This window comes from Pseudomonas sp. PDM13 (genome assembly GCF_025685765.1).
Taxonomy (GTDB): domain Bacteria; phylum Pseudomonadota; class Gammaproteobacteria; order Pseudomonadales; family Pseudomonadaceae; genus Metapseudomonas; species Metapseudomonas solani.
In genome coordinates this window covers 357,186-383,661 of record NZ_JAOTQU010000001.1, presented here as the reverse complement: position 1 = coordinate 383,661, position 26,476 = coordinate 357,186, and the positions used below count along the sequence as shown (strand labels likewise).

Here is a 26,476-nt window from a genome sequence, read left to right as displayed (position 1 = left end):
GGGCGGGCGGAGAATGCCAGAATGCCGCTCCCATCCCCCGGCGGCTTCTGCATGAAAATCCTCAGCCTGCGCCTGAAGAACCTCAACTCCCTCAAGGGCGAGTGGAAGATCGACTTCACCGGCGAGCCCTTCGCCGGCAACGGCCTGTTCGCCATCACCGGCCCCACCGGTGCCGGCAAGACCACGCTGCTGGACGCCATCTGCCTGGCCCTCTATCACCGCACCCCGCGCATGAGCAGCGTCTCGGCCTCGGTCAACGAGCTGATGACCCGCCACACCGCCGACTGCCTGGCCGAGGTGGAGTTCGAGGTGAAGGGCGTGGGCTACCGCGCCTTCTGGAGCCAGCGCCGCGCCCGCGACAAGGTCGATGGCGGCCTGCAGGCGCCCAAGGTGGAGCTGGCGCGCATCGCCGACGGCGAGATTCTCACCGACAAGATCAACGACAAGCTCAAGCAGACCGAAAGCCTCACCGGGCTGGATTTCGAGCGCTTCACCAAATCCATGCTGCTGGCCCAGGGCGGGTTCGCCGCCTTCCTCGAAGCCAGTGCCAACCAGCGCGCCGAGCTGCTGGAGGAGCTGACCGGCACCGAGGTGTACGGGCTGATCTCCGAGCGCGTCTACCAGCGCACCCGGGAGGCCGAGGCCAGACTGGGCCAACTGCGTGCACGGGCCGAGGGCGTGGAACTGCTCAACGCGGAGCAGCGCCAGTACCTGCAGGACGAACTCGCCGAACTCAACGCCCGGGAAGGCAGCCTGCACGGCCAGCAGGACAGCCTGCAGCGCCAGCGCCAGTGGCGCGAGGCCCTGGCCGGCGCCGAGGCGCGCCAGCTCGCCGCCGTGCAGCAGGGCCAGGACGCCCGGCAGGCGCTGGAGCAGGCCGGGCCGCAGCTGCAGCGCCTGGCCGAGAGCGAGCCGGCCGAGCGCCTGCGCCCGCCGCACCGTGACTGGCAGCGCGCCGGGCAGGCCGCTATCGAAGCCGCCGAGGCCCTGGCCCAGGTGCGTGAACAGAAGGCCCAGGCCGCCCGCGAGGTGGCCGACGGCCTGTGGCAGGCGCGGGGCTACAGCCAGCAGCGGCTGGCAGCACTCACCGCCCGCCGCGATGGGCTGGCCGAGCAACGGGGCCAGATTGAGGCGCTGCTGGCGGCCAACCCGCAACACGGCCTGCTGGGCGAGCGCCTGGGCGCCTGGCGTGAACAGCTCGGCGCGCGCCGCAATCTGGCGCAGGCCATCGCCCAGTCGCAGGCCCGCCAGCAGCAGGAGCGGCAGGACGCCGAGCAGCTGGCGCAGCGCATCGCCAGCCTCCAGGCAGTGCTGGGGGCAAGCGACCAGCACCTGGAGCAGGCCCGTGCCGATGAAGCCCAGCGCCAGGCCGCCCTGGCCACGCTGTTGGCCGGTGATTCAGAAGCCGCCCTGCGCGAGCGCTGGCAGCGCCTCAGCGACCAAGGCCATCAACTCGCCCGCCTGCAGCAGCTGGCGGAAAACCGCACGCGCCTGGAGCACCAACTGGCCGATACCCGGGGTGGCATCGATACCGACAGCCGTGCGCAGGCGGAAAAGGTCGCCGTGCGGGATGCCCTGCGCCTGCAGTTCACCGACCTCAAGCAACAGATCCAGGACAAGGAAAAGCTGCTGGAGCAGGAGCAGCGCATCCTCAAGCTGGAGGCCCATCGCGCCGCCCTGCAGCCAGGTGAGGCCTGCCCGCTGTGCGGTTCCCACGAACACCCGGCCATCGCGGCCTATGGCGCTTTGGATGTCTCGGAGACCCAGGCCACGTTGCAGGCCAAGCGCGCCGAGCAGGACCAGGTGCGCGAACGGGGGGCGGCCCTGAACACCGAGCTGGCCGCGCTGGAAGCGCACCTGCGCCAGCGCCAGCAGGACGAGCAGCGCCTGCAGGATGAATTGCAACAGTTGCAGGCGCAGTGGCAGCAGCACTGCACCGCCCTGGGCCAGCTACTGGTCGATGGCCCGGCGGTGGCGGCGGCCCAGGCGCAGCAGCAGGCGGACCTCGCCGCCCTGCAACGCAGCCTGGGTGAGCTGGATGGCCTCAAGCAAGCCGTGGACGCCGCCCGTGGGCAGCGCGAGCAGGCCCAGAAGCACCAGCAGGACGCCATGCAGCAGCATGCGCTGGCGGTGCAGGAACAAGGCGCCTTGCGCCGCCGCGAAGCGGAGAACACCGAGCAACTGGGCCAGCTCCAGGTGCAGCAGGTTCGCCAGGAGTCGGAGCTGGGCGCGGCCCTGGGCGAGCTCGGTTACGCCCTGCCGGAAGACAACGAGCGTTGGCTGGACGAGCGCGACGCCGAGTGGCGCACCTGGCGTGACGCCCAGGCCCTGCAGCAGCGCCTGGAGCGCGACGAACAACTGCTGCTGGCCGAGCTGCAAACCGCCGAAGGTGCCGCCACGCGCTGGCAGCAGCGTTGGGGCGAGCTGGCGCAGCCCGATGGCACAGCCCTGGCCCCTGTGGATAACCCCGCCGCCGCCTTGGAGCAGGCCGAGCAGCGCCTGGCACTGGCCCAGCAGCGCAGCCAGGCGCTGATCGGGCGCGAGCAGACCCTGGCCGAACGGCTGGACACTGCCCGCGCCACGCTCGACGTGCAACGGGCTGCCTGGGAGCAGGTGCTGGCGCAGAGCCCCTTCGCCGACGAGGCGCAGTACCTCGCCGCGCTGCTGGACGAGGACGCACGTAACCAATTGCTGGCCCTCAAGGCCCGCCTGGAAAAGGCCTGGACCGAAGCCCAGGCCCTGGAGGCCTCGGCCCGGCAGAGCCTGGCGGAATTGCAGGCGACGCCACAGACCGAGCTGGCCCTGGCGGAGCTGGACGAGCAGCTGCAGGCGTTGCAACTGCAACTGCGCGAACTGGCCCAGCGCCAGGGCGAGCTGCGCGGGCAACTGAGCGGCGACGAGCAGCGCCGGCAGAACCAGCAGGCGCTGTTCGCCGAGATCGCCGCCCAGGAAGGCGCCTGCGACCTATGGCAGCGCCTCAACGGCCTGATCGGCTCGGCCGACGGCGCCAAGTACCGGCGCTTCGCCCAGGGGCTGACCCTGGACCACCTGATCTACCTGGCCAACCAGCAGTTGGAACGCCTGCACGGTCGCTACCAGCTGCGCCGTCGTGCCCAGGGCGAGCTGGAGCTGGAAGTGGTGGACACCTGGCAGGCCGATGTCGCCCGGGACTGCCGCACCCTGTCCGGCGGTGAGAGCTTCCTGGTCAGCCTGGCCCTGGCCCTGGCGCTTTCCGACCTGGTCAGCCACAAGACCAGCATCGACTCGCTGTTCCTCGACGAGGGCTTCGGCACCCTCGATGGCGAAACCCTGGAAGTGGCCCTCGACGCCCTGGATGCGCTCAATGCCAGCGGCAAGATGATCGGTGTGATCAGCCACGTCGAAGCGCTCAAGGAGCGCATCCCGGTGCAGTTGAAAGTGCACAAGGGCGTGGGCATGGGTTACAGCCGCCTGGAGCCGCGTTTCGCCGTCTCGTAACCCGGACTTCGGCGCTGAGGTGTTTTGTAGTTCGTAGGATGGGTAGAGCGCAGCGAAACCCATGCTGTGATGGGACCGCTGCGCGCTCCTTGGCGACTGAAGTCGCCCCTACAGGTTGCAGAGGCCTGCGTTCACACCTGGCTCTGGTCGAGGAACAGGTGCTCGGCGAGGAAGTCGACGAACACCCGCAGCTTGGCGGGCATCTGCTTGTAGCAGGGCCAGAGGGCGCGGAAGTGGGCGGAGTGCTGGTTGCGGTCTTCGAGTACGGCCTGCAGCTGGCCGCTGGCGAGGGCGTCGCGCACGGCGAAGTCGGGCAGGCAGGTGATGCCCATGCCTTCGCTGGCGACGCGGATCAGGGTGTCGGCGTGGTTGCACACCAGGGTGGTGGGCAACTGCGGTTCGCTTTCCCCCGCGTCTAGGCGCAGGGGCCATTTCTGCAGCTTGCCGGTGCTGGGGAACTTGTAGTGCAGGCAGGCGTGCTGCTCCAGGTCGGCCGGCACCCGTGGCGTGCCCCGGGCGGCCAGGTACTCGGGCGAGGCCACCAGTTGCAGGTGGAAGGCGCCGAGCTGGCGGGCGCGCAGGCGCGAGTCTTCGGGGATACCGCTGCGCACCACCACGTCGAAGCCTTCCTCGATCACGTCCACCAGGCGGTCGCTGAAGTCCAGGTCCAGTTCGATGCCGGGGTAGCGGCGCATGAAGGCCGGCAGCACCACGGGGAACAGGCCCAGCACCAGGGGCAGGCTGACCCGCAGGCGGCCGCTGGGCTCCTGGGTGTTCTGCGACAGCTCGTGCTCGGCCGCCTCCAGCTCGCCGAGGATGCGCCGGCAGCGTTCGAGGAACAGCGTGCCTTCCACCGTGAGGTTGATGCTGCGGGTGTTGCGGTGGAACAGGCGCACGCCGAGGTGCTGCTCCAGGCGGGCGATGCCCTTGCCCACCGCCGAGGCGGAGATGCCCAGGACGCGGCCGGCGGCGACGAAGCTCTGGCTTTCGGTGACCTGGACGAAGAGGGCGAGGCGGTTGAGGCTTTCCATGGTGATTCCGATTGAGGACTCAGGCTTCCGTTAAGTGCGGAATACTAGCCTGTTTTTCCGCAATTACCGCCGCCATAACCTGCTCCGACTTTCCTTGCGGAGCTTTCGAAATGACCGATTCATCCCTTTCCGACGGCGCTCGCCGCTGGCTGCTGCTGGCCGCCTGCCTGACGGCGGTGCTGATCCCGCTGTGCTTCACCGGCCCGGCGGTGGTGCTGCCGGCCATCAGCCAGGCCCTGGGAGGCTCGGCGGTGGAGCTGAGCTGGATCACCAACGGCTACATCCTCGCCTACGGCAGCGCGATGATGGCGGCCGGAAGCCTGGCCGACATCCATGGGCGCAAGCGCGTGTGGCTGGTGGGCCTGGCGCTGTTCGCGGCGGTGACCCTGGTGATCCCCTTCGCACCCACGGTGCTGTGGTTCGACCTGTTGCGGGTGCTCCAGGGCCTGGGTGGTTCCGCTGCCTTCGCCGGGGCCATGGCGGCGCTGGCCCAGGAGTTCCACGGCCCGATCCGCACCCGGGTGTTCAGCCTGCTGGGCACCACCTTCGGCCTGGGGCTGGCGTTCGGCCCGTTGCTGGCCGGCCTGCTGAGCGACGGCCTGGGTTGGCGCATGGTGTTCTTGCTGCCGGCCCTGTTCGGCATCGCCGGCGCGCTGCTGGTGGCCGTTTGTGCCCGCGAGAGCCGCGACCCCAACGCCCAGGGGCTGGATTGGCCGGGGGCGATCAGCTTTACCGCGATGCTCACCCTGTTCACCTGCGGCACGTTGCTGGCGCCGGAGCAGGGCTGGTCGCACCCGCTGGTGCAGGGTTCGCTGTGGGGCAGCCTGGCGTTGCTGGTGGCCTTCGTGGTGATCGAGCGGCGCAGCCCACGGCCGATGCTGGAGCTGGGCCTGTTCCGTCGTGCGCAGTTTGCTGGTGTGCAACTGCTGGGGGCGTCGCCCGCCTTCGCCTTCGTGGTGCTGATCGTGCTGCTGCCGGGGCGTTTCATCGGTGTGGATGGCCTCAGCGCCGTGCAGACCGGGCAACTGATGATCGCCTTGTCGGCGCCGTTGCTGGTGGTGCCGATGCTGGCGGCATGGCTGTCGCGCTGGTTCACCGCGGGTGTGCTGTCGGCCTTGGGCCTGGCGTTGAACGCGCTGGGGCTGTTGTGGATGAGCGAGGCGCTGGTGGCCGGGCCGCAGGCACTGGTGCTGCCGATGCTGCTGGTGGGCGTGGGCATCGGCTTGCCCTGGGGGTTGATGGACGGGCTGGCGGTGAGCGTGGTGGAGAAGGAGCGGGCGGGGATGGCCACCGGCATCTTCAACACCGTGCGGGTGTCCGGCGACGGCGTGGCCATCGCCCTGGTCGGCGCGTTGCTGGCCGCACTGATGCTGGTGGCCCTGCCGGCTTCAGCGGTGGCGCCGTCGCAACTGGTCGCCGCCGCCAGCCATGCGGCCCTGGGCGACCTGGCCCAGGCTGCGGCGATGCTGGGTATGGACCGGGCGGCGTTGCTGCCGGGCTATGACGCGGCGTTCCGCACGCTGTTGCAGGTGCTGGCCGCGGTGACCGGGCTGACGGCGGTGCTGGTGTTCGCACTGCTGGGCAGGGTGCGCACCCATGAGCCGGAGGCAGCGGGAGAGGTTCCCTGTGACGCGTAGCCCGGGCTTTAGCCCGGGGATGTGTATGGGATTTCCCGGACTGAAGTCCGGGCTACATCGCCCCGGCCGTGGGTGGACCACGCTTCATCGGTCCACCGTCTGTGTGGCCGGTAACGCCTACAAGAGCATCGCGAATGAATTCGCTCCCACAGGGAAGGAGCGGATCAGGCGGGCCAGCGTTCCTTGCGCCAGGCACGGCGCTGGTTCTTTTCCAGGTAGGTCCAGGCGACGAAGCGGCTTTGCTTCTGGCCCTGGGCCATGTGCACCACGCGGATGTCGGTGGCGCCGAGGGCCTTGAGGCGCTCTTGCAGGGGCTGGACGTTGCCGGTCTTGGACACCAGGGTGCTGAACCAGAACACCTGCTGGCCGAAGGCGGCGCTTTCGTCGGCCATGCGCGCGATGAAGGCCGCTTCGCCGCCTTCGCAATGCAATTCGTTGGACTGGCCGCCGAAGTTGAGCACCGGCAATGCGCGGCTCGGGTCCTGCTTGCCGAGGTTCTTCCACTTGCGTCGGCTGCCGCTGCGGGCTTCGTCCAGGGAGGCGTGGAAGGGCGGGTTGCACAGGGTGAAGTCGAAGCGTTCGTCGGCCTGCAGCAGGCCCTGGAAGATGTGCTGCGGGTGCTCCTGGCGGCGCAGCTCGATGGCGTCGCCGTACTGCGGGTTGGCGGCGAGGATCGCGGCGGCGGAGTCCAGGGACTGCAGGTCGATGTCGGCACCGACGAAGCGCCAGCCGTAGTCGTGGTGGCCGATCAGCGGGTAGATGCAGTTGGCCCCGACGCCGATGTCCAGCCCGCGCAGGCCGGGGCCTTTGGGGATCACGCCGTCATGGGCGGCGCCCAGCAGGTCGGCCAGATGGTGCAGGTAGTCGGCGCGCCCGGGGATGGGCGGGCACAGGTAGCCGGCGGGGATGTCCCACTGGCGGATGCCGTAGAACTGCTGCAGCAGCGCGCGATTGAAGACCTTGACCGCCTCGGGGTTGGCGAAGTCGATGCTTTGCTTGCCGTAGGGGTTGAGGATGACGAAGGCGGCCAGCTCCGGGTTGCCTGCGATCAGCGCGGGGAAGTCGTAGCGGCCCTGGTGGCGGTTGCGCGGGTGCAGCGGCGCCTTGCTCCCTTCGGACGGCTTGGCCGGTGCGGTCTTGCTGGGCGGTTTGCTGGGCATGGCGAGGTCCGGGAAGGAAGGGCAGGCGCGCATTATTCACAACCCGCCGGGTTTGGCCAGCCGCCGTCGGGCGGCCGGTCAGAAGGGCAGGAGCCAGGGCACCAGCAGCACGGTGACGACCATCACCAGCAGGGTGAAGGGCACGCCGACCTTGACGAAGTCGCCGAAGCGGTACTGGCCGGGGCCGAGCACCAGGGTGTTCACCGGTGAGGAAATGGGCGTCATGAAGGCGGCCGAAGCGGCCAGGGCCACGGTCATGGCGAAGGGCTGCGGCGAGACGCCGAGCTGCTGGGCGGTGGCGATGGCCACCGGGGCCATGAGCACGGCGGTGGCGGTGTTGGAGATGAACAGGCCGATCACCGCGGTGAGCACGAACAGCGCGGCGATGACCAGGCGCGGCGTGGCGTCGCCCAGCAGCGTCACCAGGCCCTGCACGGCGAGGTCGATGCCGCCGGTCTGCTGCAGGGCGTGGGCGAAGGGCAGCATGCCGACGATGAGGATCAGCGTGGGCCAGTGGATGGCGCGGTAGGCGCTGTCCAGGTCGATGCAGCGGAACGCACCCATCAGCAGGCAGCCCACCAGCGCGGCCATGACGTTGGGCACCAGGCCGCTGACCATCAGCACCACCATCACCGCCAGGCTGAGCAGGGCGTGGGGCGCCTTGTGCGCGGTGGGCGCCACTTCGTCCACCTCGGCGGGCAGGCTGAGCACCAGGAAGTCGCGGCCCTGGGCCTGCAGGCGGTGGATGTCCTTCCATTCGCCGGCCACCAGCAGGGTGTCGGAGCCCTTGAGCTTTTCATCCACCAGCACGCCTTCGAGGGGACGGCCGTGGCGGCGCAGGCCGACGACGTTGAGGCGGTGGCGGCTGCGGAAGCCCAGTTCCTGGATGGTTTTGCCCGGCAGCTCGGATTCCGGCGGCAGGGCGACTTCGGCCAGGCCCAGCTGGTGGGCGTGCAGGCTGTAGTAGGAGGCGTTGAGGGGCATGGGCTCCAGGCCCAGCGCGTGGTAGGCGCCGAGCAGGCCGATGGCGGGGCTGGCGAGGTCCACCAGCAGCACGTCGCCGGGTTCCAGCTGGGTGTTGCCGGTGGCCATCAGCAGCAGGGTGCGGAACTTGCGCTGGCGCTCGACGGCGATGACGTTGATGCCGTATTCGCGGCGCAGCTCCAGCTCGTTGAGGGCCTGGCGCGCCAGGGGCGAGTCGGCGCGCACCCGCAGGCGCCGTTCGCGCTCGCTGAGGTGGTAGGCGCCGGCCAGGTCGGCGAGGGTCAGGCGCGGGGCGGCGGTGTTCTGGTCACGGGTGTCGCGGCCGAGCCAGCGGCTGGCGACGAGCATGTAGAACACACCGAGGACCAGCACGGCGAGGCCGATGGGCGTGGGGCCGAAGAAGCCGAAGCCGTCGAAGCCGGCGCGGCGCAGTTCGCTGTGCACCACCATGTTCGGCGGCGTGGCCACCAGGGTGAGCATGCCGCTGATGAGGCCGGCGAAGGCCAGGGGCATCATCAGCCGCGCCGGGGCGATCTTCAGGCGGGCGGAGACGCCGAGCACCACGGGGATGAAGATGGCGACGATGCCGGTGGAGCTCATCACCGAGCCGAGCCCGGCGACGCTGAGCATGAGCAGCACCAGCAGACGCGTCTCGCTGCTGCCGGCGCGGGCCACCAGCCAGTCGCCCAGGCGGTAGGCGATGCCGGTGCGCACCAGGCCGTCGCCGATGATGAAGAGCGCGGCGATCAACACCACGCTGGGGTCGCTGAAGCCGGCCAGGGCCTGCTCGGTGGTGAGCACGCCGCTCAGCGCCAGGGCGACCAGGGCCAGCAGGGCGACGGCGTCCATGCGCGGGCGGTTGCGCACGAAGAGGGTGACGACCACCAGCAGCAGGCCGAGTACCCAGAGGAGTTGCGGGGTCATGGCGGGGGCTCCTGGATGGGGTGTGGCCGTTGCACCGTAGCCCGGGTTTCAACCGGAGGAGTTTCCCGGGCTGAAGCCCGGGCTACGACTGCTTACGGGGGATTCTGTCAGGGGTAACCGAGGGTGGCCTTGATCTGTTGCAGGTTGGCGGCGATCCAGTACTTGTCGATGGCGCCCCAGTCGCGGATCACGTAGTGGCCGGCGTTGTTGCGGGCGCCTTCGTCCTGTTGGAACTGGCAGTCGATGTCCAGGTCGGCGAGAGCGGCGAGGGTGTCCTGGGCGGTGCGGCGGGGCATGCCGGTGGCGTCCATCAGGGCGGGGACGCTGGCGGCGGTGCCGCTGTCGATCAGCCAGGCGACGTAGAGGCGGCGGTAGAAGCTGGTCTTGGTCTTGCTGGTTTCCATGGGGGCTCCGGGTTCAGGGCGCGCGATGGCGCAGCACGCGGTGGCGGTTGGCGAAGAACAGGCGCAGGAACAGCCGCACCAGCGGCGCGCCGAACCGTGGCTCGACGGTAAGGCGGTCGATCACCCGGGTGCCACTGCCCTGTACTTCCAGGCGGCGTTCGTGGCGCCACAGGCGCATGCCGGTCATGGGGGATTCCTCGACGAAGCCGACGCCCGGGGTGAGCTCGCGCAGGGTCAGCCGCGAAGTGCCCAGCGGCAGAAAGCCGAACAGCCAGAGGTGGCTGGTGAACAGCGGCTCGCCGGGCTGGAAGGCGAGGTCTTCGAGGTTGCGGATGCCGGCGGGCACGGTCATGCGCAGCCAGGGGCGCATTTCCTCGCGCAGGCGGTCGACGTCGGTGATCCAGCTCCAGGCCTGGCCGGGGCTGACGGCGAGGGTGGATTCGAAGCGCAGTTCGATGGGCATGTCTTCCACGTCCCTATGAAAGAGCAAGGCCCGCCGATTGGCGGGCCTTGTGGGCTTACAGGTTGGCGATCTTCTCGCGCTGCTCGGCCAGCTTGGCCAGGGCCTGTTCGGCTTCGGCCAGCTTGGCGCGCTCCTTGTCGAGCACTTCGGCCGGGGCCTTGGCGACGAAGCCTTCGTTGGCGAGCTTGCCGCCGACGCGCTTCACTTCGCCGTCCAGGCGCTGGATTTCCTTGTCCAGGCGGGCCAGCTCGGCTTCCTTGTCGATCAGGCCGGCCATGGGCACCAGCACCTGCAGGTCACCCACCAGGGCGGTGGCGGACATGGGGGCTTCTTCGCCGGCGGCGAGGACGCGGACCGATTCGAACTTGGCCAGCTTGTTCAGCAGCGGGCCGTTGTCGGCGAGGCGGCGCAGGTCTTCATCGCTGGCGTTGGCCAGGACCACGTCGATGCGCTTGGCCATGGAGATCTTCATCTCGCCACGGATCTGGCGCACGCCGAGCATCAGGGTCTTGACCCATTCGATGTCGTCTTCGGCGGCTGCGTCGATACGGGCTTCGTTGGCCACCGGCCAGGGTTGCAGCATCAGGGTGTCACCGCTGACGCCGGCCTGGGCCTTGATGCGCTGCCAGATCTCTTCGGTGATGAAGGGCATGAACGGGTGGGCCAGGCGCAGGATGACCTCCAGCACGCGCACCAGGGTGCGGCGGGTGCCACGCTGGCGCTCGATGGGGGCGTTTTCGTCCCACAGCACCGGCTTGACCAGTTCCAGGTACCAGGAGCAGTACTCGTCCCAGACGAATTCGTAGAGGGCCTGGGCGGCGAGGTCGAAGCGGAAGGCGTCGAGCTGGCGGGTGACTTCGGCTTCGGTGCGCTGCAGCTGGGAGATGATCCAGCGGTCGACCGAGGACAGCTCGACGGCTTCGCCGTTGATGCCGGTGTCCTGGCCGTCGGTGTTCTCGGTGACGAAGTTGGCGGCGTTCCACAGCTTGTTGCAGAAGTTGCGGTAGCCCTCGACGCGGCCCATGTCGAACTTGATGTCGCGGCCGGTGGAGGCCAGCGAGCAGAAGGTGAAGCGCAGGGCATCGGTGCCGTAGCTGTTGATGCCTTCGGGGAACTCGACCTTGGTCTGCTTGGCGATCTTCTCGGCCAGCTTGGGCTGCATCATGCCGCTGGTGCGTTTCTCCAGCAGGGCGTCGAGGGTGATGCCGTCGACGATGTCCAGCGGGTCGAGGACGTTGCCCTTGGACTTGGACATCTTCTGGCCCTGGCCGTCGCGGACCAGGCCGTGGACGTACACGGTCTTGAACGGGACCTGGGCGCTGCCGTCGTCGTTCTTCACCAGGTGCATGGTGAGCATGATCATCCGGGCGACCCAGAAGAAGATGATGTCGAAGCCGGTGACCAGCACGTCGGTGGGGTGGAAGGTCTTGAGGAAGTCGGTCTGTTCCGGCCAGCCGAGGGTGGAGAAGGTCCACAGGCCCGAGCTGAACCAGGTGTCGAGGACGTCGTCGTCCTGGCGCAGGGCGATGTCACCCAGGTTGTGCTTGGCGCGGACTTCGGCTTCGTCGCGGCCGACGTAGACGTTGCCGGCTTCGTCGTACCAGGCCGGGATGCGGTGGCCCCACCAGAGCTGGCGGCTGATGCACCAGTCCTGGATGTCACGCATCCAGGAGAAGTACATGTTTTCGTACTGCTTGGGCACGAACTGGATGCGACCGTCTTCCACGGCGGCGATGGCGGGTTCGGCCAGGGGCTTGGTGGAGACGTACCACTGGTCGGTCAGCCAGGGTTCGATGACGGTGCCGGAACGGTCGCCCTTGGGCACCTTGAGGGCGTGGTCGTCGATCTTCTCCAGCAGGCCGAGGGCTTCGATGTCGGCGACGATGCGCTTGCGCGCGTCGAAGCGGTCGAGGCCGGCGTAGGCGGCGGGCAGGCTGCCGTCGAATTCGCCGTTGACGCTGCCGTCGATGTGGAACACCTGGGCGGTGGCGAGCACGGCGGCGTTCTTGTCGAAGATGTTGATCAGCGGCAGGTCGTGGCGCTTGCCGACTTCGTAGTCGTTGAAGTCGTGGGCCGGGGTGATCTTCACGCAGCCGGTGCCGAACTCGGGGTCGCAGTAGTCATCGGCGATGATGGGGATGCGACGGCCGACCAGGGGCAGCTCGACGAACTTGCCGATCAGGGCCTTGTAGCGCTCGTCTTCCGGGTGCACGGCCACGGCGCTGTCGCCGAGCAGGGTTTCCGGACGGGTGGTGGCGACCACCAGGTGGTCCTTGCCGTCGGCGGTCTTCAGGCCGTCGGCCAGCGGGTAGCGCAGGTTCCACAGGTGGCCCTTCTCGTCGTGGCTTTCCACTTCGAGGTCGGAGATGGCGGTGTGGAACTTGGTGTCCCAGTTGACCAGGCGCTTGCCACGGTAGATCAGGCCGTCCGCGTGCAGGCGCACGAAGGCTTCCTTGACCGCTTCGGAGAGGCCGTCGTCCATGGTGAAGCGCTCGCGCGACCAGTCGACGGAGGAGCCGAGGCGGCGGATCTGGCGGGTGATGGTGCCGCCGGACTGTTCCTTCCATTCCCAGACCTTGTCGAGGAACTTCTCGCGGCCGAGGTCATGGCGATCGACGCCCTGGGCGGCCAGCTGGCGCTCTACCACCATCTGGGTGGCGATGCCGGCGTGGTCGGTGCCCGGCTGCCACAGGGTGTTGCGACCCTGCATGCGGCGGAAGCGGATCAGCGCGTCCATGATGGCGTTGTTGAAGCCATGACCCATGTGCAGGCTGCCGGTGACGTTCGGCGGCGGGATCATGATGGTGTAGGACTCGCCGGAGCCTTGCGGGGCGAAGTAGTTGTTCTTCTCCCAGGTCTGGTACCAGGAGGTTTCGATGGCGTGGGGCTGGTAGGTCTTGTCCATGGTGCGGCGGGACCGTGTCGGCAACTGATCGGAAAGCCGCCGAGTATAGCGGCTGCGGGTACAAGCCCCAAGCGCGGGGCGCGATGGGGCGGCGCAAGGCGCGCGCCGGTCAGCCGCGGCGGGGCGGCTGGGGCAGGAGGCGGGTCAGGCGGGCGCTGAGGCGGCGCTTGAGCTCGGCTTCTATCTGGGGCACGAAATCGTCGATGACGTCTTGCAGGATGAGTTGCGCGGCGGCGCGCAGCTCGGTGTCCAGGCGGCTGAATTCCTGGGCGCTGGCCGCTTCGGCGCTGCGCTGCAGGGCAGACTGGAGGGGCGTGGCGCTGGGTTGCTCGACCCGCGGTGCAGGTGCGGGGGCGGGCTGCACCGCCGGCGCCGGGCGCGGCGCGACGGGCTCGCTGCCCAGCGGGGTGAGCTCGAAGGGCGGCGGTTCGACGATTTCGGAGAGCAGGGGAATGCTGTCCGGGTCGACGGATTCGGTGAGCAGGGGCGGCTCGCTGCTGGTGTGTTCATCGAGCAGGGCGCGGATCGACTCGAGGTCGTCGAGCAGGTGAGCGGGCTTTTGCGGCGGTCTGGAGTTGTCCATGGGGCGTACTTAGAGTTCGACTCGCTTTGGATCATAGCCGCGCTGGCGATAGGTCCGGAAATTCTCACGGCAGGCGGCAAGCAGCGCCGGCTCCTGGTTGACGATCTCGATGATGCGGCTGAAGCGTTCGAGATGCGGCGAGAGGCTGGCGTCGAGGTTGATCAGCAGGCCCTGGGCGGCTTCGGGCTGCTCGTTGGCGCCGATCACCACCGGTGCGTGCGGGTCGTCTTCATGCTGGCTGTGGGGGATGAAGGTTTCGGCCTTGAAGCGCCACATCAGCTCGTCCAGCTCGTTGCCCTGGGCCTTGTCGGCGCAGCGCACGAACACCGGCAGGCCATGGCGCCAGGCCTTGCTCGCCAGCTGGCAGGCGGCGCGCAGGCGGTCCGCCGGGCTGCTGGAAGAAAGGACATAGAACTCGACGCGGGTCATGGCTGGGTGTTCCTGAGGTGAGGCGGGTGCCCGGCGGCCTGTGCCGCCGGGCGATGCTGCAGTTTACACGCGGTCCAGCAGGTACTGGGTGAGCAGGGGCACCGGACGACCGGTGGCGCCCTTGTCCTTGCCACCGCTGACCCAGGCGGTGCCGGCGATGTCGAGGTGGGCCCAGTGGAACTTCTTGGCGAAGCGCGACAGGAAGCAGCCGGCGGTGATGGTGCCGGCCTTGGGGCCGCCGATGTTGGCGATGTCGGCGAAGGGGCTGTCGAGCTGCTCCTGGTATTCGTCGAACAACGGCAGCTGCCAGGCACGGTCGTCGGCGTATTCGCCGGCCTTGAGGATCTGCTTCACCAGGCCGTCGTTGTTGCCCATGAGGCCGGAGACATTGCTGCCCAGGGCGACGATGCAGGCGCCGGTGAGGGTGGCGATGTCGATCACCGCCTGGGGCTTGAAGCGCTCGGCGTAGGTGAGGGTGTCGCACAGCACCAGGCGGCCTTCTGCGTCGGTGTTGAGAATTTCGACGGTCTGGCCGCTCATGGTGGTGACGATGTCACCGGGGCGGGTGGCGCCGCCGCTGGGCATGTTTTCGGCGCAGGCCAGCAGGCCGACGACGTTGATCGGCAGCTGCAGCTCGAGCAGGGCACGGAAGGTGCCGAGCACGCTGGCGGCGCCGCACATGTCGTACTTCATCTCGTCCATGCCGGCGGCGGGCTTGATGCTGATGCCGCCGGTATCGAAGGTGATGCCCTTGCCCACCAGGGCGTAGGGTTTGTCGTCCTTCTTGCCGCCCTGGTAGTTGAGCACGATCATCCGCGGCGGCTGGTCGCTGCCCTGGGCGACGGCGAGGAAGGCACCGGCGCCGAGCTCCTTGAGCTTCTTCTCGTCCAGTACTTCGACCTTGAGGTTCTTGTGGGCCTTGGCCAGTGCCTTGGCCTCCTCGGCGAGGAAGCTGGGGTGGCAGAGGTTCGGCGGCAGGTTGCCGAGGTCCTTGGTGAAGGCCATGCCGGTGGCGATGGCCTGGGCATGGGCGCTGCCACGCTCGACGTCGGCGACTTCGGCCTTCTCGGCCAGCAGGGTGATTTTCTTCAGCGCCGGGGCATCGGCCTTGGTGCTTTTGAAGCGGTCGAAGCGGTAGGTGCCGTCGGCCAGGGTTTCCACCAGCAGGCGGGCCTTGCCGTAGGCGTCGCGGCCCTTGACCGCGAGTTCGCCCAGGGCCAGTACGGCGTCGCTGCCGCCGAGGCCCTTGAGCACGCCGTTGACGGCGGCGGCGACCTTGCGGAACTGGCGGTCGCCGAGTTCACGTTCCTTGCCCACGCCCACCAGCAGCACGCGTTCGGCCTTGAGGTTGGGCAGGCTGTGCAGCAGCAGGGTCTGGCCGACCTTGCCGGCGATATCGCCACGCTTGAGCAGGGCGCTGATGGCGCCACCGGTGGCGCCATCCAGTGCGCTGGCGGCGGTGCCCAGTTTGCGGCCTTCGCTGACGGCGACGACCAGGGTGGCGGTTTTCAGGGTTTCGGGACGAGCGCTTTTGACGAGGAATTCCATGACGTATGTCCCCAAGACAAAGAGTCGGGATTGCAGGATATAATGCCGGCCATTTTTCAGTGGTCCGCCGGTTCGGCGGGCTGGCCACAAAGCGGCTAGTTTGAGCGTAGCCGCCTGAGCCTGACAACCCTGGAGTGTCTGGTTTGATTGTCTTCCGTTATCTGTCCCGCGAAGTCCTGGTCACCCTGAGCGCCGTAAGTGCGGTGCTGCTGGTGATCATCATGAGTGGTCGCTTCATCAAGTACTTGGCCCAGGCCGCGCAAGGCGTCCTGGACCCGGGCGTGCTGTTCCTGATCATGGGCTTCCGCCTGCCGGGCTTCCTCGAGCTGATCCTGCCGCTTGGCCTGTTCCTCGGTTTCCTCCTGGCCTATGGCCGGCTCTACCTGGACAGCGAGATGACCGTGCTCGCCGCCACCGGTATGAGCCAGCAACGGCTGATGGCCTATAGCCTGGCGCCGGCGACCCTGGTGGCTCTGCTGGTGGCCTGGCTGAGCCTGGGCCTGGCGCCCCAGGGCGTGGCCCAGGTGGCGCGCATCCTCAATGAGCAGGACGCGCTGACCGAGTTCGACACCCTGGTGCCGGGCCGCTTCCAGACCATGAAGAACGGCACGCGGGTGACCTACACCGAGAGCCTTTCGGCCGACCGTGGCGAGCTGGGCGGGGTGTTCATCTCCGAGAAGCGCCTGTCGCAGAACAACAAGGAACGCGGCATCGGCGTGCTGGTGGCGGAGAAGGGCAGCCAGGTCATCCACAAGGATGGCAGCCGCTACCTGATCCTGGAGAACGGCTACCGCTACGACGGTAACCCGGGCAAGGCCGACTACCGTGCCATCAAATACGAGACCTACGGCATCCTCCTGCCCAAGCCGGAAATCAGCAGCGAAATCGGTGAGCGCGAGGCGATCCCGACCTCCGAGCTGATCGGCAGTGACAATCCGCGCTACCAGGCCGAACTGCAATGGCGCCTGTCCATTCCGCTGCTGGTGTTCGTGGTGACCCTGCTGGCGGTGCCGCTGTCGCGGGTCAATCCGCGCCAGGGCCGCTTCCTCAAGCTGCTGCCGGCGATCCTTCTTTATATGGCTTACCTGTCCCTGCTGATCGCTGCGCGCGGCCAGCTGGACAAGGGCAAGATCCCCATGGCGCTCGGCCTCTGGTGGGTGCACGGGATGTTCCTGCTGGTGGGCCTGTCATTGCTTTACTGGGAGCCTATGCGGCTGAAGTGGGCAGCTCGTCGTGATGCCCGTGAGGTGGCCCATGGTTAGGTTGGATCGTTATATCGGCACCAGCGTGTTCTTCGGCATCCTCGCGGTGCTGGGGGTGATAGTCGGGCTGGCGCTGCTGTTCGCCTTCATCGACGAACTGGGCGATGTGGATGGCTCCTACGGTGTGCTGGAAGCGGCCACCTATGTGCTGATGACCACGCCGCGCCGGGTATACGAGATGCTGCCGATGGCGGCGCTGATCGGCAGCCTGATCGGCCTCGGTGGCCTGGCCAGCAGCAGCGAACTGACCATCATGCGTGCGGCGGGCGTGTCCATCGGGCGTATCGTCTGGGCGGTGATGAAGCCGCTGCTGGTGCTGATGCTGGTGGGCGTGCTGATCGGTGAGTACGTCGCGCCCTGGAGCGAGAACCTGGCACAGGGCAACCGCGCCCTGGCGCAGGGTGGCGGTGAGGCGCAGAGCGCCAAGCGCGGCCTGTGGCACCGTCAGGGTAACCAGTACGTGCACATCAACGCCGTGCAGCCCAATGGCGTGCTCTATGGTGTGACCCGCTACGACTTCGACGGCGAACGCCATATGCAGTCGGCGAGCTTCGCCCGTCGTGCCCTGTACCAGACCGATCACTGGCAACTGGAAGATGTTTCCACCACCTACTTCCGCGGTGACCACACCGAAGTGGTGGAAGCGGCGAACGAGCGCTGGGACATCGAGCTGAATCCGCAGCTGCTGGGCACGGTGGTGATGGAGCCCGAGGCACTGTCGATCACCGGCCTGTGGCGCTACACCCATTACCTGGCGGACCAGGGGTTGAACAACGGCCGCTACTGGCTGGCGTTCTGGACCAAGGTGCTGCAGCCGCTGGTCACCGGCGCGCTGGTGTTGATGGCGATCTCCTTCATCTTCGGGCCGCTGCGCTCGGTCACCCTGGGGCAGCGTGTGTTCACTGGCGTGGTGATCGGCTTCGTGGTGCGCATCAGCCAGGACCTGCTTGGCCCGTCCAGCCTGGTATTCGGTTTCTCGCCGCTGCTGGCGGTGCTGATCCCCGCGGGTATCTGCGCCCTGGCCGGTGCCTGGCTGTTGAGGCGCGCGGGGTAGTTTCCCCGGGCATGAAAAAGCCGGCTGCGAGCCGGCTTTTTCTTGGGCGCGATTCGGGTGGCGCTACTTCTTGTGGATGTTCTTCGGCAGTTGGACGACCTGGCTGTCGGAGTACATGTCGTGCCAGCTGCGCTTCTGCTTGTCGACGATCATCCACAGGAAGCCGAGGCCGAAGCACAGCCAGGAGCCGATGGCGACCACGAAGCGAAGCAGGGCCTGCCACAGGCTGATGGCCGAGCCGTCGCGGTTCTGGATGCGCACGCCCCAGACCTGCATGCCGAGGGTTTGGCCGCCGCGCATCCAGAACTTGCTGAAGAAGGCGAAGAGGCTGAGGAACAGCAGGCTGGAAAGCACCGGGTCGCCGATCAGTGCGCCCTGTTCGGCCATCTGTCGCAGGCGCTCGCCGCCGAAGATCGCGCGCAGGATCACCTGCTGATAGAAGAGGGTGACGACCATCATCAGGGCAACGCAGAGAAGGAAGTCGTAGAAGATTGCAGCGAAGCGGCGGATCGGACCCGCGACGGGGAAATCGCCTTCGGGACGCAGTTTCTGGTTCGGCATGGAAAGCCCTTGCAAACGTGGGGTCGCGACATTCTAAGGGTTGGGCTCCATAGAATCACGGGCATAAAAAAACCCCTGATGTTTCCATCAGGGGTTCTTTCAAAGCAGAAGGCTTAGCCCAGGATTTGAACCTGGTCAGCCTGCATGCCTTTTTGACCTTGCACAGCTACGAAGCTGACTTTCTGGCCTTCTTTCAGGCTCTTGAAGCCGTTACCTTCGATAGCGCGGAAGTGCACGAACAGATCCGGACCGCTTTCGGGGGTGATGAAACCAAAACCCTTCTCGTCGTTGAACCACTTAACGGTGCCGTTTTGACGATTCGACATGTCTTATTTCCTTGAAACTAGAGTTGATGACAGCCTCTTGCTTTTCTTAAAGCATAGAGGGCTGGAACTGGTTGCAGAGAGTAAGAGAAGTCGAGCGGGATGTAGCGGATCTGTAGGATCTACTGCACCAGGTCACGATTCAACAGCGACCCATGCAAACACAGTGCGCACACTCTACGCTAACTTTCTTGGAATTGCCAACCCCCCGAAAGGTCAATCCTAGGCGGGGTTTGAGAAGATTTCCAGTGCCGATGTACGGCTTCTGAAAAAGGGGCTTCGGCAGGGCTGGTTTGAGGTGTAGCGATGGGCTGCAGCGCGCGATAAATGCGGGCTTGCTGAAATCGTGGTGCCCCGGGAGAGACTCGAACTCTCACTCTGTCGCCAGAAACGGATTTTGAATCCGCCGCGTCTACCATTCCGCCACCGGGGCACGATGGCGGCGGAGTATAGGGAGGCGGCCGAGGCGGGTCAATCCGCCCGCGTGGTCAGATTTACGCATTTCCGTTAATATTCGCGCCCCTGCAAGAAGACCCCACCATGCGCGTTGCCGACTTTCATTTCGAGCTCCCCGAGCACCTCATCGCCCGTCATCCGCTGAGCGAGCGGCGTGCCAGCCGCCTGCTGGTGCTCGATGGCACCACGGGTGAATTGGCCCACAAGGGCTTTGCCGACCTGCTGGGCTATCTGCGCCCCGGCGACCTGATGGTGTTCAACAACACCCGGGTGATCCCGGCGCGCCTGTTTGGCCAGAAGGCATCGGGCGGCAAGCTGGAGATACTGGTGGAGCGCGTGCTGGACAGCCATCGCGTGCTGGCCCATGTGCGTTCGAGCAAGTCGCCGAAACCGGGCTCTACCATTCTCATCGACGGCGGTGCCGAGGCGACCATGCTGGCGCGCCACGATGCGTTGTTCGAGCTGGGTTTTGCCGAAGACGTGCTGCCGCTGCTGGACCGCCTCGGGCACATGCCATTGCCTCCTTATATAGATAGGCCAGACGAAGACGCGGACCGCGAGCGCTACCAGACCGTTTATGCCCGCCACGCCGGCGCGGTCGCGGCGCCTACGGCCGGGCTGCATTTCGACGAGGCGTTGCTGGAGTCCATCGCTGCCAAGGGCGTCGAAACCGCGTTCGTCACCCTCCACGTGGGGGCCGGCACCTTTCAGCCGGTCCGCGTCGAGCGCATCGAGGAGCACCACATGCACCTCGAGTGGCTGGAGGTCGGCCAGGAGGTGGTTGACGCCGTGGCGGCTTGCCGTGCCCGTGGCGGCCGGGTGATCGCTGTCGGTACCACCAGCGTGCGCTCGCTGGAAAGCGCTGCACGCGATGGCGTGCTCAAACCCTTCAGTGGCGACACCGATATCTTCATCTACCCGGGCCGACCCTTCCATGTGGTGGATGCCCTGGTGACCAATTTCCATCTCCCCGAATCCACCCTGCTGATGCTGGTGTCGGCCTTTGCCGGCTATCCGGAAACAATGGCTGCCTACAGTGCAGCGGTTGAGCAGGGCTATCGCTTCTTCAGTTACGGTGATGCCATGTTCATCACCCGCAACCCCGCTCCACGCGGGCCCGAGGACCAAGCATGACCCGTACCTGCCGCATGACCTTCGAACTGCTGGCCACCGAAGGCAAGGCCCGCCGCGGCCGTCTGACCTTCCCCCGTGGCGTGGTCGAAACGCCGGCCTTCATGCCTGTCGGTACCTATGGGACGGTCAAGGGCATGCTCCCCCGCGACATCGAGGACATCGGTGCGCAGATCATCCTCGGCAATACCTTCCACCTCTGGCTGCGCCCCGGTACCGAGGTGATCAAGCGCCACGGCGACCTCCATGACTTCATGCAGTGGCAGGGGCCGATCCTCACCGACTCGGGTGGCTTCCAGGTCTTCAGCCTGGGTGCCATGCGCAAGATCAAGGAGGAGGGCGTGACCTTCGCCTCCCCTGTGGATGGCGCCAAGGTGTTCATGGGCCCTGAGGAGTCCATGCAGGTGCAGCGCGATCTCGGCTCCGACATCGTGATGATCTTCGACGAGTGCACGCCGTACCCGGCCGACCTCGATGTGGCCAAACGCTCCATGGAACTGTCGCTGCGTTGGGCCAAGCGCTCGAAGACCGCTCATGGCGAAAGCACGGCCGCGTTGTTCGGCATCGTTCAGGGCGGCATGCATGAAGAGCTGCGCATGCGTTCGCTGGACGGGTTGAACGAGATCGGTTTCGACGGCCTGGCCATCGGCGGCCTCTCCGTGGGCGAGCCCAAGGAGGAAATGATCCGTGTACTCGATTACCTGCCCGCCCAGATGCCGGCGGACAAGCCGCGCTACCTGATGGGCGTGGGCAAGCCGGAAGACCTGGTGGAAGGCGTGCGCCGCGGTGTGGACATGTTCGACTGCGTGATGCCGACCCGTAACGCCCGCAACGGCCACCTGTTCGTCGAGACCGGGGTGCTGAAAATCCGTAACTCGGTGCACAAGTACGACGACTCGCCGCTGGACCCGACCTGCGACTGTTACACCTGCAAACATTTCTCCAGGGCCTATCTGCACCATCTGGACAAATGCGGTGAAATGCTCGGCAGCATGTTGAATACAATCCACAACTTGCGGCATTACCAGCGCCTGATGGCTGGTTTGCGCGAGGCAATCCAACAGGGTAAATTGGCCGCCTTTGTCGATGCCTTCTATGCCCGGCGCGGACTACCGACACCGCCCCTGGACTGATAAAGCCGCATATATAGAGCTGAACATTCTTCAAATTTTCGCAACAGGAGTGCTACATGAGCTTTCTGATTCCCGCCGCCTATGCCGACGCTGCCGCCCCGGCCGCAGCAGCTGGTCCCGCCGGCACTGGCTTCGAGTGGGTTTTCCTGGTCGGTTTCCTGGTCATCTTCTACCTGATGATCTGGCGTCCCCAGTCCAAGCGCGCCAAAGAGCACAAGAATCTGCTGGGCAACCTGCAGAAGGGCGACGAAGTGGTTACCTCTGGCGGTATCGCCGGCAAGGTGGTCAAGGTCTCCGATGACTTCGTGGTCATCGAGGTGTCCGACACCGTCGAACTGAAGATCCAGAAGGTCGCCATCGCGGCCACGCTGCCGAAAGGCACGCTGAAAGCCATCTAACGATTCGTTCTTCACCATTCACGGGGCGCTTAAGGCGCCCCGCGTCATAACGGGCGGTGTCATGCTCAACAAGTACCCTCTGTGGAAATATCTGCTGATCGTGGCGGTTCTCGCCCTCGGCCTGGTCTATTCCGCACCTAACCTCTACCCCAATGATCCGGCCATCCAGATCTCTGGTAACAGCACTGCGCTGAAGATCCAGCAGGGCGATCTCGATCGCTCCGTGGCGGCTCTCAAGGCTGCCGGGTTCGAAGTCAAAAGCGCGAGCCTCAGCGAACGTGGCGGGCTGCTGCGCCTGACCAAGCTGGGCGATCAGCTGCCGGCCAAGGAAGTCATCACCCAGGTGCTGGGCGAGGACTACGTGGTTGCGCTGAACCTCGCGCCGACCACGCCGGACTGGCTGCGCAGCGTACACGCGACGCCGATGAAGCTGGGTCTCGACCTTTCCGGTGGTGTGCACTTCCTGCTGGAAGTGGACATGGAGAAAGCCGTTTCCGCCCGCGTGAAGATCTACGAAGGCGAAGTCCGCACCCTGCTGCGCAAGGAGCGCGTGCGCTACCGCAGCCTGCCGGGCATCGACAACGGCTTCCAGCTGGGCTTCACCGACCAGGAGTCGCTGGACAAGGCGCAGTCGCTGATCCGCAAGTCCTTTACCGATTTCGACCTGAAGACCGCCGAGCGTGGTGATCAGCAGGTGATGAGCCTGACCCTGACCCAGGCCAAGCTGTCGGAAATCCGCGAATACTCGATCAAGCAGAACCTGACCACCGTACGCAACCGCGTGAACGAGCTGGGCGTCTCCGAGCCGCTGGTACAGCGCCAGGGCGCCAACCGCATCGTGGTTGAGCTGCCGGGTGTGCAGGACACTGCCGAAGCCAAGCGTATTCTCGGCAAGACCGCCAACCTCGAGTTCCGCCTGGCTGCCGCGCCCGATGCGAGCAAGGCCAGCACCGAATCCTTCGAATTCCGCGAGCCGGGTCGTCCGCCGGTGCCGCTGGAGCGCAGCCTGATCATCACCGGTGACCAGGTCACCGACGCCCAGGCCAGCTACGACGAGAACGGCCGCCCGCAGGTGAACATCCGTCTGGATGGCCATGGCGGCGAGCTGATGAACCGTGCCACCCGCAACAACGTCGGCCGCAGCATGGCCGTGATCTTCATCGAACAGCGCCCGATGAACCGCAAGGTCAAGCAGGTGGTGGACGGTGTCGAGCAGGAAGTCGTGGTTCCTGGCTTCAAGGAAGAGAAGAAGATCATCAGCCTGGCGACTATCCAGTCGCCGCTGGGCAACCAGTTCCGTATCACTGGCCTGAACGGCCAGGGCGAGTCTTCCGAGCTGGCCCTGCTGCTGCGTGCCGGTGGCCTGGCTGCGCCGATGTACTTCGCTGAAGAACGCACCATCGGCCCGAGCCTGGGTGCCGAGAACATCGTCAAGGGCATCGAGTCCACCGAGTGGGCGATGGTCTTCGTGTCGCTGTTCATCATCGCCATCTACCGCTTCTTCGGTGTGCTGGCGACCGTTGCCCTGGCCTTCAACCTGGCCCTGCTGGTGGGCCTGATGTCGGCCATCGGTGCGACCCTGACTCTGCCGGGTATCGCGGGTATCGTGCTGACCCTGGGCATGGCGGTGGACGCCAACGTACTGATCTATTCACGGATACGAGAAGAGTTGGCCAATGGCATGTCCGTACAGCGTGCCATTCATGAAGGCTTCGACCGCGCCTACGCCGCGATCATCGACTCCAACCTGACCACCCTGCTGGTGGGCGGCATCCTCTTTGCGCTGGGCACCGGCCCGATCAAGGGCTTCGCCGTCACCATGTCCCTGGGTATCGTCACCTCGATGTTCACCGCGATCATGTTCACCCGTGGTCTGGTCAACCTGATCTTCGGTGGCCGTAACTTCAAGAAACTGTGGATCTGAGGCAGCCATGATCAAGTCAACAATCCGCTTCATGGCGATCCGCAATTTCGCGTTCGCCGTCACCGTCGTCATCAGCCTGATCGGTATTGGCGCGCTGTTCATGAAGGGGCTGAACTTCGGCCTGGACTTCACCGGCGGCACCCTGATCGAGCTGTCCTATGAGAAGCCCGCCAATCTCGAGCTGATCAAGGAAGAACTGGGGCAGGCCGGCTATCGCGATGCCGTGGTGCAGAGCTTTGGCGCCAGCACCGATGTGCTGGTGCGCATGGCGGGCGAGGACCCGCAACTGGGCAACCAGGTTGCCGCTGCGCTGCGCAAGATCGACGCCGACAGCAAGTTCGTGGTCAAGCGTGTCGAGTTCGTCGGCCCGCAGGTAGGTGAAGAGCTGCGTGACCAGGGTGGCCTCGCCATGCTGCTCGCGCTGGGCGGCATCCTGCTGTACCTGGCCTTCCGCTTCCAGTGGAAGTTCGGTGTCGGCGCGGTGGCATCCCTGGTGCACGACGTGATCGTCACCCTGGGCATCCTGGCGTTCTTCCAGTTGCCGTTCGACCTGACGGTGCTGGCGGCAGTGCTGGCGATGATCGGTTACTCGCTGAACGACACCATCATCATCTTCGACCGTATCCGCGAGAACTTCCGCGTGCTGCGCAAGGCTGACCTGATCGAGAACATCGACGTCTCCTGCACCCAGACCCTGCTGCGTACCATCGCCACCTCGACGTCCACCGCGCTGGCCCTGGTCGCGCTGCTGGTGTTCGGTGGTGACAGCCTGCACGGGTTCGCGGTCGCGCTGCTGGTGGGTGTGGTCGTGGGTACCTACTCGTCGATCTACATCAGTGCCCCCGTCCTCATCTGGCTGGGCCTGCGTTCGGAGGACCTGATTCCTCCGGCCGTGGCCACCGAGGTGGACGAGCGTCCCTGAGTGTGAGCGTGTTGCCGAAAGGGCCTGCATCTGCAGGCCCTTTTTGTTTGGGGCGGCGGTGTTCATCCTGGGGAAGTGGCGCGGTGTGATGGGTGTCCCAGTCGCTTGCGTGGGATAGGTCCTACGGGAACTCGGGCAAAAAGCTGTACTCCAAGGCAGGGAGTAGGGCGCAGATGCGCCGGTTTTGAACCAGGAGGTCCATGTGAACAAGTCGATGCTCGTCGGCGCCGTATTGGGTGCCGTCGGTGTAACCGCCGGTGGCGCCGTCGCTACCTACAGCCTTGTGGGTAACGGCCCGGAATATGCCGAGGTGCTCGCGGTCCAGCCGGTCAAGGAGACTTTCAAGACCCCGCGTGAGGTCTGCAAGGATGTCGCCGTGACTCGCCAGAGGCCGGTCCAGGACCAGCACCAGATCGCCGGTACCGTATTGGGTGCCGTAGCGGGTGGCTTGTTGGGCAACCAGGTCGGTGGCGGCAACGGCAAGAAGATCGCCACCGTGGCGGGTGCCGTGGGCGGTGGCTATGCCGGTAACAAGGTGCAGGAGCACATGCAGAACAGCGACACCTATACCACAACTGAAACCCGCTGCAACACCGTTCAGGAGAGCAACGAGAAAGTGGTTGCCTATGACGTGCAGTACCAACTGGATGGCAAGGTGAATCAGGTGCGCATGGATCACGATCCGGGCGCGCAGATCCCTGTCACCAAGGAAGGTCGCCTGGTCCTGACGCAGCGTCAGGCCGGCATCCAGCAGTGATCCGTCGGTGAAAGGAAAAAGGCGCCAGAGGGCGCCTTTTTCGTGGGCATGAAAAACCCGGCGCCTGGCCGGGTTCTTCGTGTCGCGATGCGTATCAGCGCTTCAGCGACGGCGGTAGGTGCGGCTGGATGGCCGTCAGGACTGCCTTGAAGCACTTGGTGTTGCCGGCAACGATGTGGCCCTTCTCGAGGAAGTCATGGCCGCCGGTGAAGTCGCTCACCAGGCCGCCGGCTTCCTGTACCAGCAGGGCGCCTGCTGCCATGTCCCATTCGGACAGGCCGAACTCCCAGAAGGCGTCGAAGCGACCGGCGGCAACGTAGGCCAGGTCCAGGCTGGCGGAGCCGGCGCGACGGATGCCGGCAGTCTGGCCGACCAGGCTGCGGAACATGTTCAGGTAGTTGTCGAGGTTGTCCAGCTGGCTGTCGCGGAAGGGGAAGCCAGTGCCCAGCAGGGCGCCTTCCAGGCTCTTGCGCGGGCTGACGCGCAGGCGGCGGCCGTTGAGTGCGGCGCCGCGGCCGCGGCTGGCGGTGAACTCTTCCTGGCGAACCGGATCGATTACGACGGCGTGCTCCAGGCGACCCTTGTATTTGCAGGCGACGCTGACGGCGAAGTGCGGCACGCCACGGATGAAGTTGGTGGTGCCATCCAGCGGGTCGATGATCCACTGATAGTCAGCGCCTTCGCCGCTGCCTGCGATGGAGCCGCCTTCCTCGCCGAGGATGCTGTGGGTCGGATAGGCTTTGCGCAGCGCCTGGATGATGGTTTCTTCGGCGGCGCGGTCGACTTCGGTGACGTAGTCCTTGGCGTCCTTTTCGTTTACCGAAATCACGTCCAGGCGCTCGATGGAGCGGAAGATCAATTCACCGGCGCTGCGAGCGGCGCGCAGGGCGATATTCAGCATAGGCTGCATGGGGGAGTCACCTGGGTCGTTAAAGAAAGCCGGACATTCTAACAGAAAAGCGTTGCGCATGAAGTGCAGGCCGGCGCTTTCATGGCGTTCGGCCGAGTGC

22 protein-coding genes and 1 tRNA gene are annotated in these 26,476 nt (G+C 66.2%); 10 read left to right on the top strand and 13 right to left on the bottom strand.

Going from position 1 to position 26,476, the window contains the following annotated elements:
• The first annotated feature begins 51 nt into the window (after nt 1–51).
• Nucleotides 52–3,477 carry an AAA family ATPase gene (locus OEJ36_RS01800; RefSeq protein WP_263400170.1) on the top strand — a complete coding sequence of 1,142 codons (3,426 nt, stop codon included), beginning with the start codon at nt 52–54 and terminating at the stop codon, nt 3,475–3,477.
• A gap of 131 nt (nt 3,478–3,608) precedes the next feature.
• Here OEJ36_RS01800 and OEJ36_RS01795 read toward each other — a convergent pair whose 3' ends face one another.
• Nucleotides 3,609–4,508, bottom strand: coding sequence for a LysR family transcriptional regulator (locus OEJ36_RS01795; protein ID WP_263400144.1), 900 nt, complete (start codon nt 4,506–4,508; stop codon nt 3,609–3,611).
• A 110-nt stretch (nt 4,509–4,618) separates the two neighbouring features.
• On the opposite strand from OEJ36_RS01795, the gene OEJ36_RS01790 reads away from it, so the two are divergent.
• A complete protein-coding gene (locus tag OEJ36_RS01790) occupies nt 4,619–6,145 on the top strand; it encodes an MFS transporter (protein WP_263400143.1) in 1,527 nt (508 codons plus the stop codon).
• Between the two features lie 164 nt (nt 6,146–6,309).
• Here OEJ36_RS01790 and rlmF read toward each other — a convergent pair whose 3' ends face one another.
• From rlmF to OEJ36_RS01750, 8 genes are all read right to left on the bottom strand, one after another.
• Nucleotides 6,310–7,305 carry a 23S rRNA (adenine(1618)-N(6))-methyltransferase RlmF gene (rlmF, locus tag OEJ36_RS01785; protein ID WP_263400142.1) on the bottom strand — a complete coding sequence of 332 codons (996 nt, stop codon included), beginning with the start codon at nt 7,303–7,305 and terminating at the stop codon, nt 6,310–6,312.
• A gap of 78 nt (nt 7,306–7,383) precedes the next feature.
• Nucleotides 7,384–9,213: an SLC13 family permease gene (locus OEJ36_RS01780; protein WP_263400141.1), complete on the bottom strand. Its 1,830-nt coding sequence runs from the start codon at nt 9,211–9,213 to the stop codon at nt 7,384–7,386.
• 107 nt (nt 9,214–9,320) lie between these two features.
• Entirely contained in the window at nt 9,321–9,617 is a 297-nt protein-coding gene (locus tag OEJ36_RS01775) for a winged helix-turn-helix domain-containing protein (RefSeq protein ID WP_263400140.1), read from the bottom strand.
• Nucleotides 9,618–9,630: 13 nt separating this feature from the next.
• Nucleotides 9,631–10,080, bottom strand: coding sequence for an SRPBCC family protein (locus OEJ36_RS01770; protein WP_263400139.1), 450 nt, complete (start codon nt 10,078–10,080; stop codon nt 9,631–9,633).
• Between the two features lie 55 nt (nt 10,081–10,135).
• Nucleotides 10,136–12,985 (bottom strand): valine--tRNA ligase, encoded by a 2,850-nt coding sequence (locus OEJ36_RS01765; RefSeq protein ID WP_043240057.1) that lies wholly within the window; start codon nt 12,983–12,985, stop codon nt 10,136–10,138.
• 109 nt (nt 12,986–13,094) lie between these two features.
• Nucleotides 13,095–13,568: a DNA polymerase III subunit chi gene (locus tag OEJ36_RS01760; protein ID WP_263400138.1), complete on the bottom strand. Its 474-nt coding sequence runs from the start codon at nt 13,566–13,568 to the stop codon at nt 13,095–13,097.
• A 9-nt stretch (nt 13,569–13,577) separates the two neighbouring features.
• The gene (locus OEJ36_RS01755) at nt 13,578–13,997 is read right to left on the bottom strand and encodes a DNA polymerase III subunit chi (protein ID WP_263400137.1); all 420 of its coding nucleotides are present in this window, start codon (nt 13,995–13,997) and stop codon (nt 13,578–13,580) included.
• A 63-nt stretch (nt 13,998–14,060) separates the two neighbouring features.
• The gene (locus tag OEJ36_RS01750) at nt 14,061–15,545 is read right to left on the bottom strand and encodes a leucyl aminopeptidase (RefSeq protein ID WP_263400136.1); all 1,485 of its coding nucleotides are present in this window, start codon (nt 15,543–15,545) and stop codon (nt 14,061–14,063) included.
• Nucleotides 15,546–15,688: 143 nt separating this feature from the next.
• On the opposite strand from OEJ36_RS01750, the gene lptF reads away from it, so the two are divergent.
• On the top strand, nt 15,689–16,807 hold the full coding sequence (gene lptF / locus OEJ36_RS01745) for an LPS export ABC transporter permease LptF (RefSeq protein WP_263400135.1): 1,119 nt from the start codon (nt 15,689–15,691) through the stop codon (nt 16,805–16,807).
• Nucleotides 16,800–17,861, top strand: a complete 1,062-nt coding sequence (gene lptG, locus OEJ36_RS01740; protein WP_031288249.1) for an LPS export ABC transporter permease LptG — start codon at nt 16,800–16,802, stop codon at nt 17,859–17,861. Before lptF ends, lptG begins: the two co-directional genes overlap by 8 nt.
• Before the next feature lie 63 nt (nt 17,862–17,924).
• Here the strand turns inward: lptG and OEJ36_RS01735 are convergent, their stop codons facing one another.
• From OEJ36_RS01735 to OEJ36_RS01725, 3 genes are all read right to left on the bottom strand, one after another.
• Entirely contained in the window at nt 17,925–18,422 is a 498-nt protein-coding gene (locus OEJ36_RS01735; protein ID WP_263400134.1) for an RDD family protein, read from the bottom strand.
• A 113-nt stretch (nt 18,423–18,535) separates the two neighbouring features.
• Nucleotides 18,536–18,748: a cold-shock protein gene (locus OEJ36_RS01730; protein ID WP_003298189.1), complete on the bottom strand. Its 213-nt coding sequence runs from the start codon at nt 18,746–18,748 to the stop codon at nt 18,536–18,538.
• Between the two features lie 344 nt (nt 18,749–19,092).
• Nucleotides 19,093–19,178: transfer RNA gene (locus OEJ36_RS01725), tRNA-Leu, on the bottom strand.
• Between the two features lie 107 nt (nt 19,179–19,285).
• Between OEJ36_RS01725 and queA the strand changes: the two genes are divergently transcribed.
• The 6 genes from queA to OEJ36_RS01695 all read left to right on the top strand — a co-directional run bounded on the left by queA (nt 19,286) and on the right by OEJ36_RS01695 (nt 25,466).
• Entirely contained in the window at nt 19,286–20,335 is a 1,050-nt protein-coding gene (gene queA, locus OEJ36_RS01720) for a tRNA preQ1(34) S-adenosylmethionine ribosyltransferase-isomerase QueA (RefSeq protein ID WP_263400133.1), read from the top strand.
• A 14-nt stretch (nt 20,336–20,349) separates the two neighbouring features.
• The gene (tgt, locus tag OEJ36_RS01715; RefSeq protein ID WP_263400169.1) at nt 20,350–21,465 is read left to right on the top strand and encodes a tRNA guanosine(34) transglycosylase Tgt; all 1,116 of its coding nucleotides are present in this window, start codon (nt 20,350–20,352) and stop codon (nt 21,463–21,465) included.
• Nucleotides 21,466–21,521: 56 nt separating this feature from the next.
• The gene (gene yajC, locus OEJ36_RS01710; protein ID WP_184487498.1) at nt 21,522–21,863 is read left to right on the top strand and encodes a preprotein translocase subunit YajC; all 342 of its coding nucleotides are present in this window, start codon (nt 21,522–21,524) and stop codon (nt 21,861–21,863) included.
• 61 nt (nt 21,864–21,924) lie between these two features.
• A complete protein-coding gene (gene secD, locus OEJ36_RS01705; RefSeq protein WP_263400132.1) occupies nt 21,925–23,787 on the top strand; it encodes a protein translocase subunit SecD in 1,863 nt (620 codons plus the stop codon).
• A 7-nt stretch (nt 23,788–23,794) separates the two neighbouring features.
• The gene (gene secF / locus OEJ36_RS01700) at nt 23,795–24,709 is read left to right on the top strand and encodes a protein translocase subunit SecF (protein ID WP_263400131.1); all 915 of its coding nucleotides are present in this window, start codon (nt 23,795–23,797) and stop codon (nt 24,707–24,709) included.
• Between the two features lie 202 nt (nt 24,710–24,911).
• Nucleotides 24,912–25,466, top strand: coding sequence for a glycine zipper 2TM domain-containing protein (locus tag OEJ36_RS01695; RefSeq protein WP_021220851.1), 555 nt, complete (start codon nt 24,912–24,914; stop codon nt 25,464–25,466).
• 94 nt (nt 25,467–25,560) lie between these two features.
• On the opposite strand, the gene suhB is transcribed toward OEJ36_RS01695, so the two are convergent.
• On the bottom strand, nt 25,561–26,376 hold the full coding sequence (suhB, locus tag OEJ36_RS01690; RefSeq protein ID WP_021220850.1) for an inositol-phosphate phosphatase: 816 nt from the start codon (nt 26,374–26,376) through the stop codon (nt 25,561–25,563).
• Between the last annotated feature and the right edge of the window lie 100 nt (nt 26,377–26,476).

What these genes read in the sequence shown, in the direction of transcription:
- secD (WP_263400132.1), top strand. Translation starts at nt 21,925, where the DNA reads ATGCTCAACAAGTACCCTCTGTGGAAATATCTGCTGATCGTGGCGGTT.
- OEJ36_RS01770 (WP_263400139.1), bottom strand. Translation starts at nt 10,080, where the DNA reads ATGCCCATCGAACTGCGCTTCGAATCCACCCTCGCCGTCAGCCCCGGC.
- yajC (WP_184487498.1), top strand. Translation starts at nt 21,522, where the DNA reads ATGAGCTTTCTGATTCCCGCCGCCTATGCCGACGCTGCCGCCCCGGCC.
- suhB (WP_021220850.1), bottom strand. Translation starts at nt 26,376, where the DNA reads ATGCAGCCTATGCTGAATATCGCCCTGCGCGCCGCTCGCAGCGCCGGT.
- OEJ36_RS01750 (WP_263400136.1), bottom strand. Translation starts at nt 15,545, where the DNA reads ATGGAATTCCTCGTCAAAAGCGCTCGTCCCGAAACCCTGAAAACCGCC.
- OEJ36_RS01760 (WP_263400138.1), bottom strand. Translation starts at nt 13,568, where the DNA reads ATGGACAACTCCAGACCGCCGCAAAAGCCCGCTCACCTGCTCGACGAC.
- OEJ36_RS01765 (WP_043240057.1), bottom strand. Translation starts at nt 12,985, where the DNA reads ATGGACAAGACCTACCAGCCCCACGCCATCGAAACCTCCTGGTACCAG.
- lptG (WP_031288249.1), top strand. Translation starts at nt 16,800, where the DNA reads ATGGTTAGGTTGGATCGTTATATCGGCACCAGCGTGTTCTTCGGCATC.
- queA (WP_263400133.1), top strand. Translation starts at nt 19,286, where the DNA reads ATGCGCGTTGCCGACTTTCATTTCGAGCTCCCCGAGCACCTCATCGCC.
- OEJ36_RS01775 (WP_263400140.1), bottom strand. Translation starts at nt 9,617, where the DNA reads ATGGAAACCAGCAAGACCAAGACCAGCTTCTACCGCCGCCTCTACGTC.
- tgt (WP_263400169.1), top strand. Translation starts at nt 20,350, where the DNA reads ATGACCTTCGAACTGCTGGCCACCGAAGGCAAGGCCCGCCGCGGCCGT.
- OEJ36_RS01790 (WP_263400143.1), top strand. Translation starts at nt 4,619, where the DNA reads ATGACCGATTCATCCCTTTCCGACGGCGCTCGCCGCTGGCTGCTGCTG.
- OEJ36_RS01780 (WP_263400141.1), bottom strand. Translation starts at nt 9,213, where the DNA reads ATGACCCCGCAACTCCTCTGGGTACTCGGCCTGCTGCTGGTGGTCGTC.
- secF (WP_263400131.1), top strand. Translation starts at nt 23,795, where the DNA reads ATGATCAAGTCAACAATCCGCTTCATGGCGATCCGCAATTTCGCGTTC.
- OEJ36_RS01755 (WP_263400137.1), bottom strand. Translation starts at nt 13,997, where the DNA reads ATGACCCGCGTCGAGTTCTATGTCCTTTCTTCCAGCAGCCCGGCGGAC.
- OEJ36_RS01800 (WP_263400170.1), top strand. Translation starts at nt 52, where the DNA reads ATGAAAATCCTCAGCCTGCGCCTGAAGAACCTCAACTCCCTCAAGGGC.
- OEJ36_RS01795 (WP_263400144.1), bottom strand. Translation starts at nt 4,508, where the DNA reads ATGGAAAGCCTCAACCGCCTCGCCCTCTTCGTCCAGGTCACCGAAAGC.
- OEJ36_RS01730 (WP_003298189.1), bottom strand. Translation starts at nt 18,748, where the DNA reads ATGTCGAATCGTCAAAACGGCACCGTTAAGTGGTTCAACGACGAGAAG.
- OEJ36_RS01735 (WP_263400134.1), bottom strand. Translation starts at nt 18,422, where the DNA reads ATGCCGAACCAGAAACTGCGTCCCGAAGGCGATTTCCCCGTCGCGGGT.
- rlmF (WP_263400142.1), bottom strand. Translation starts at nt 7,305, where the DNA reads ATGCCCAGCAAACCGCCCAGCAAGACCGCACCGGCCAAGCCGTCCGAA.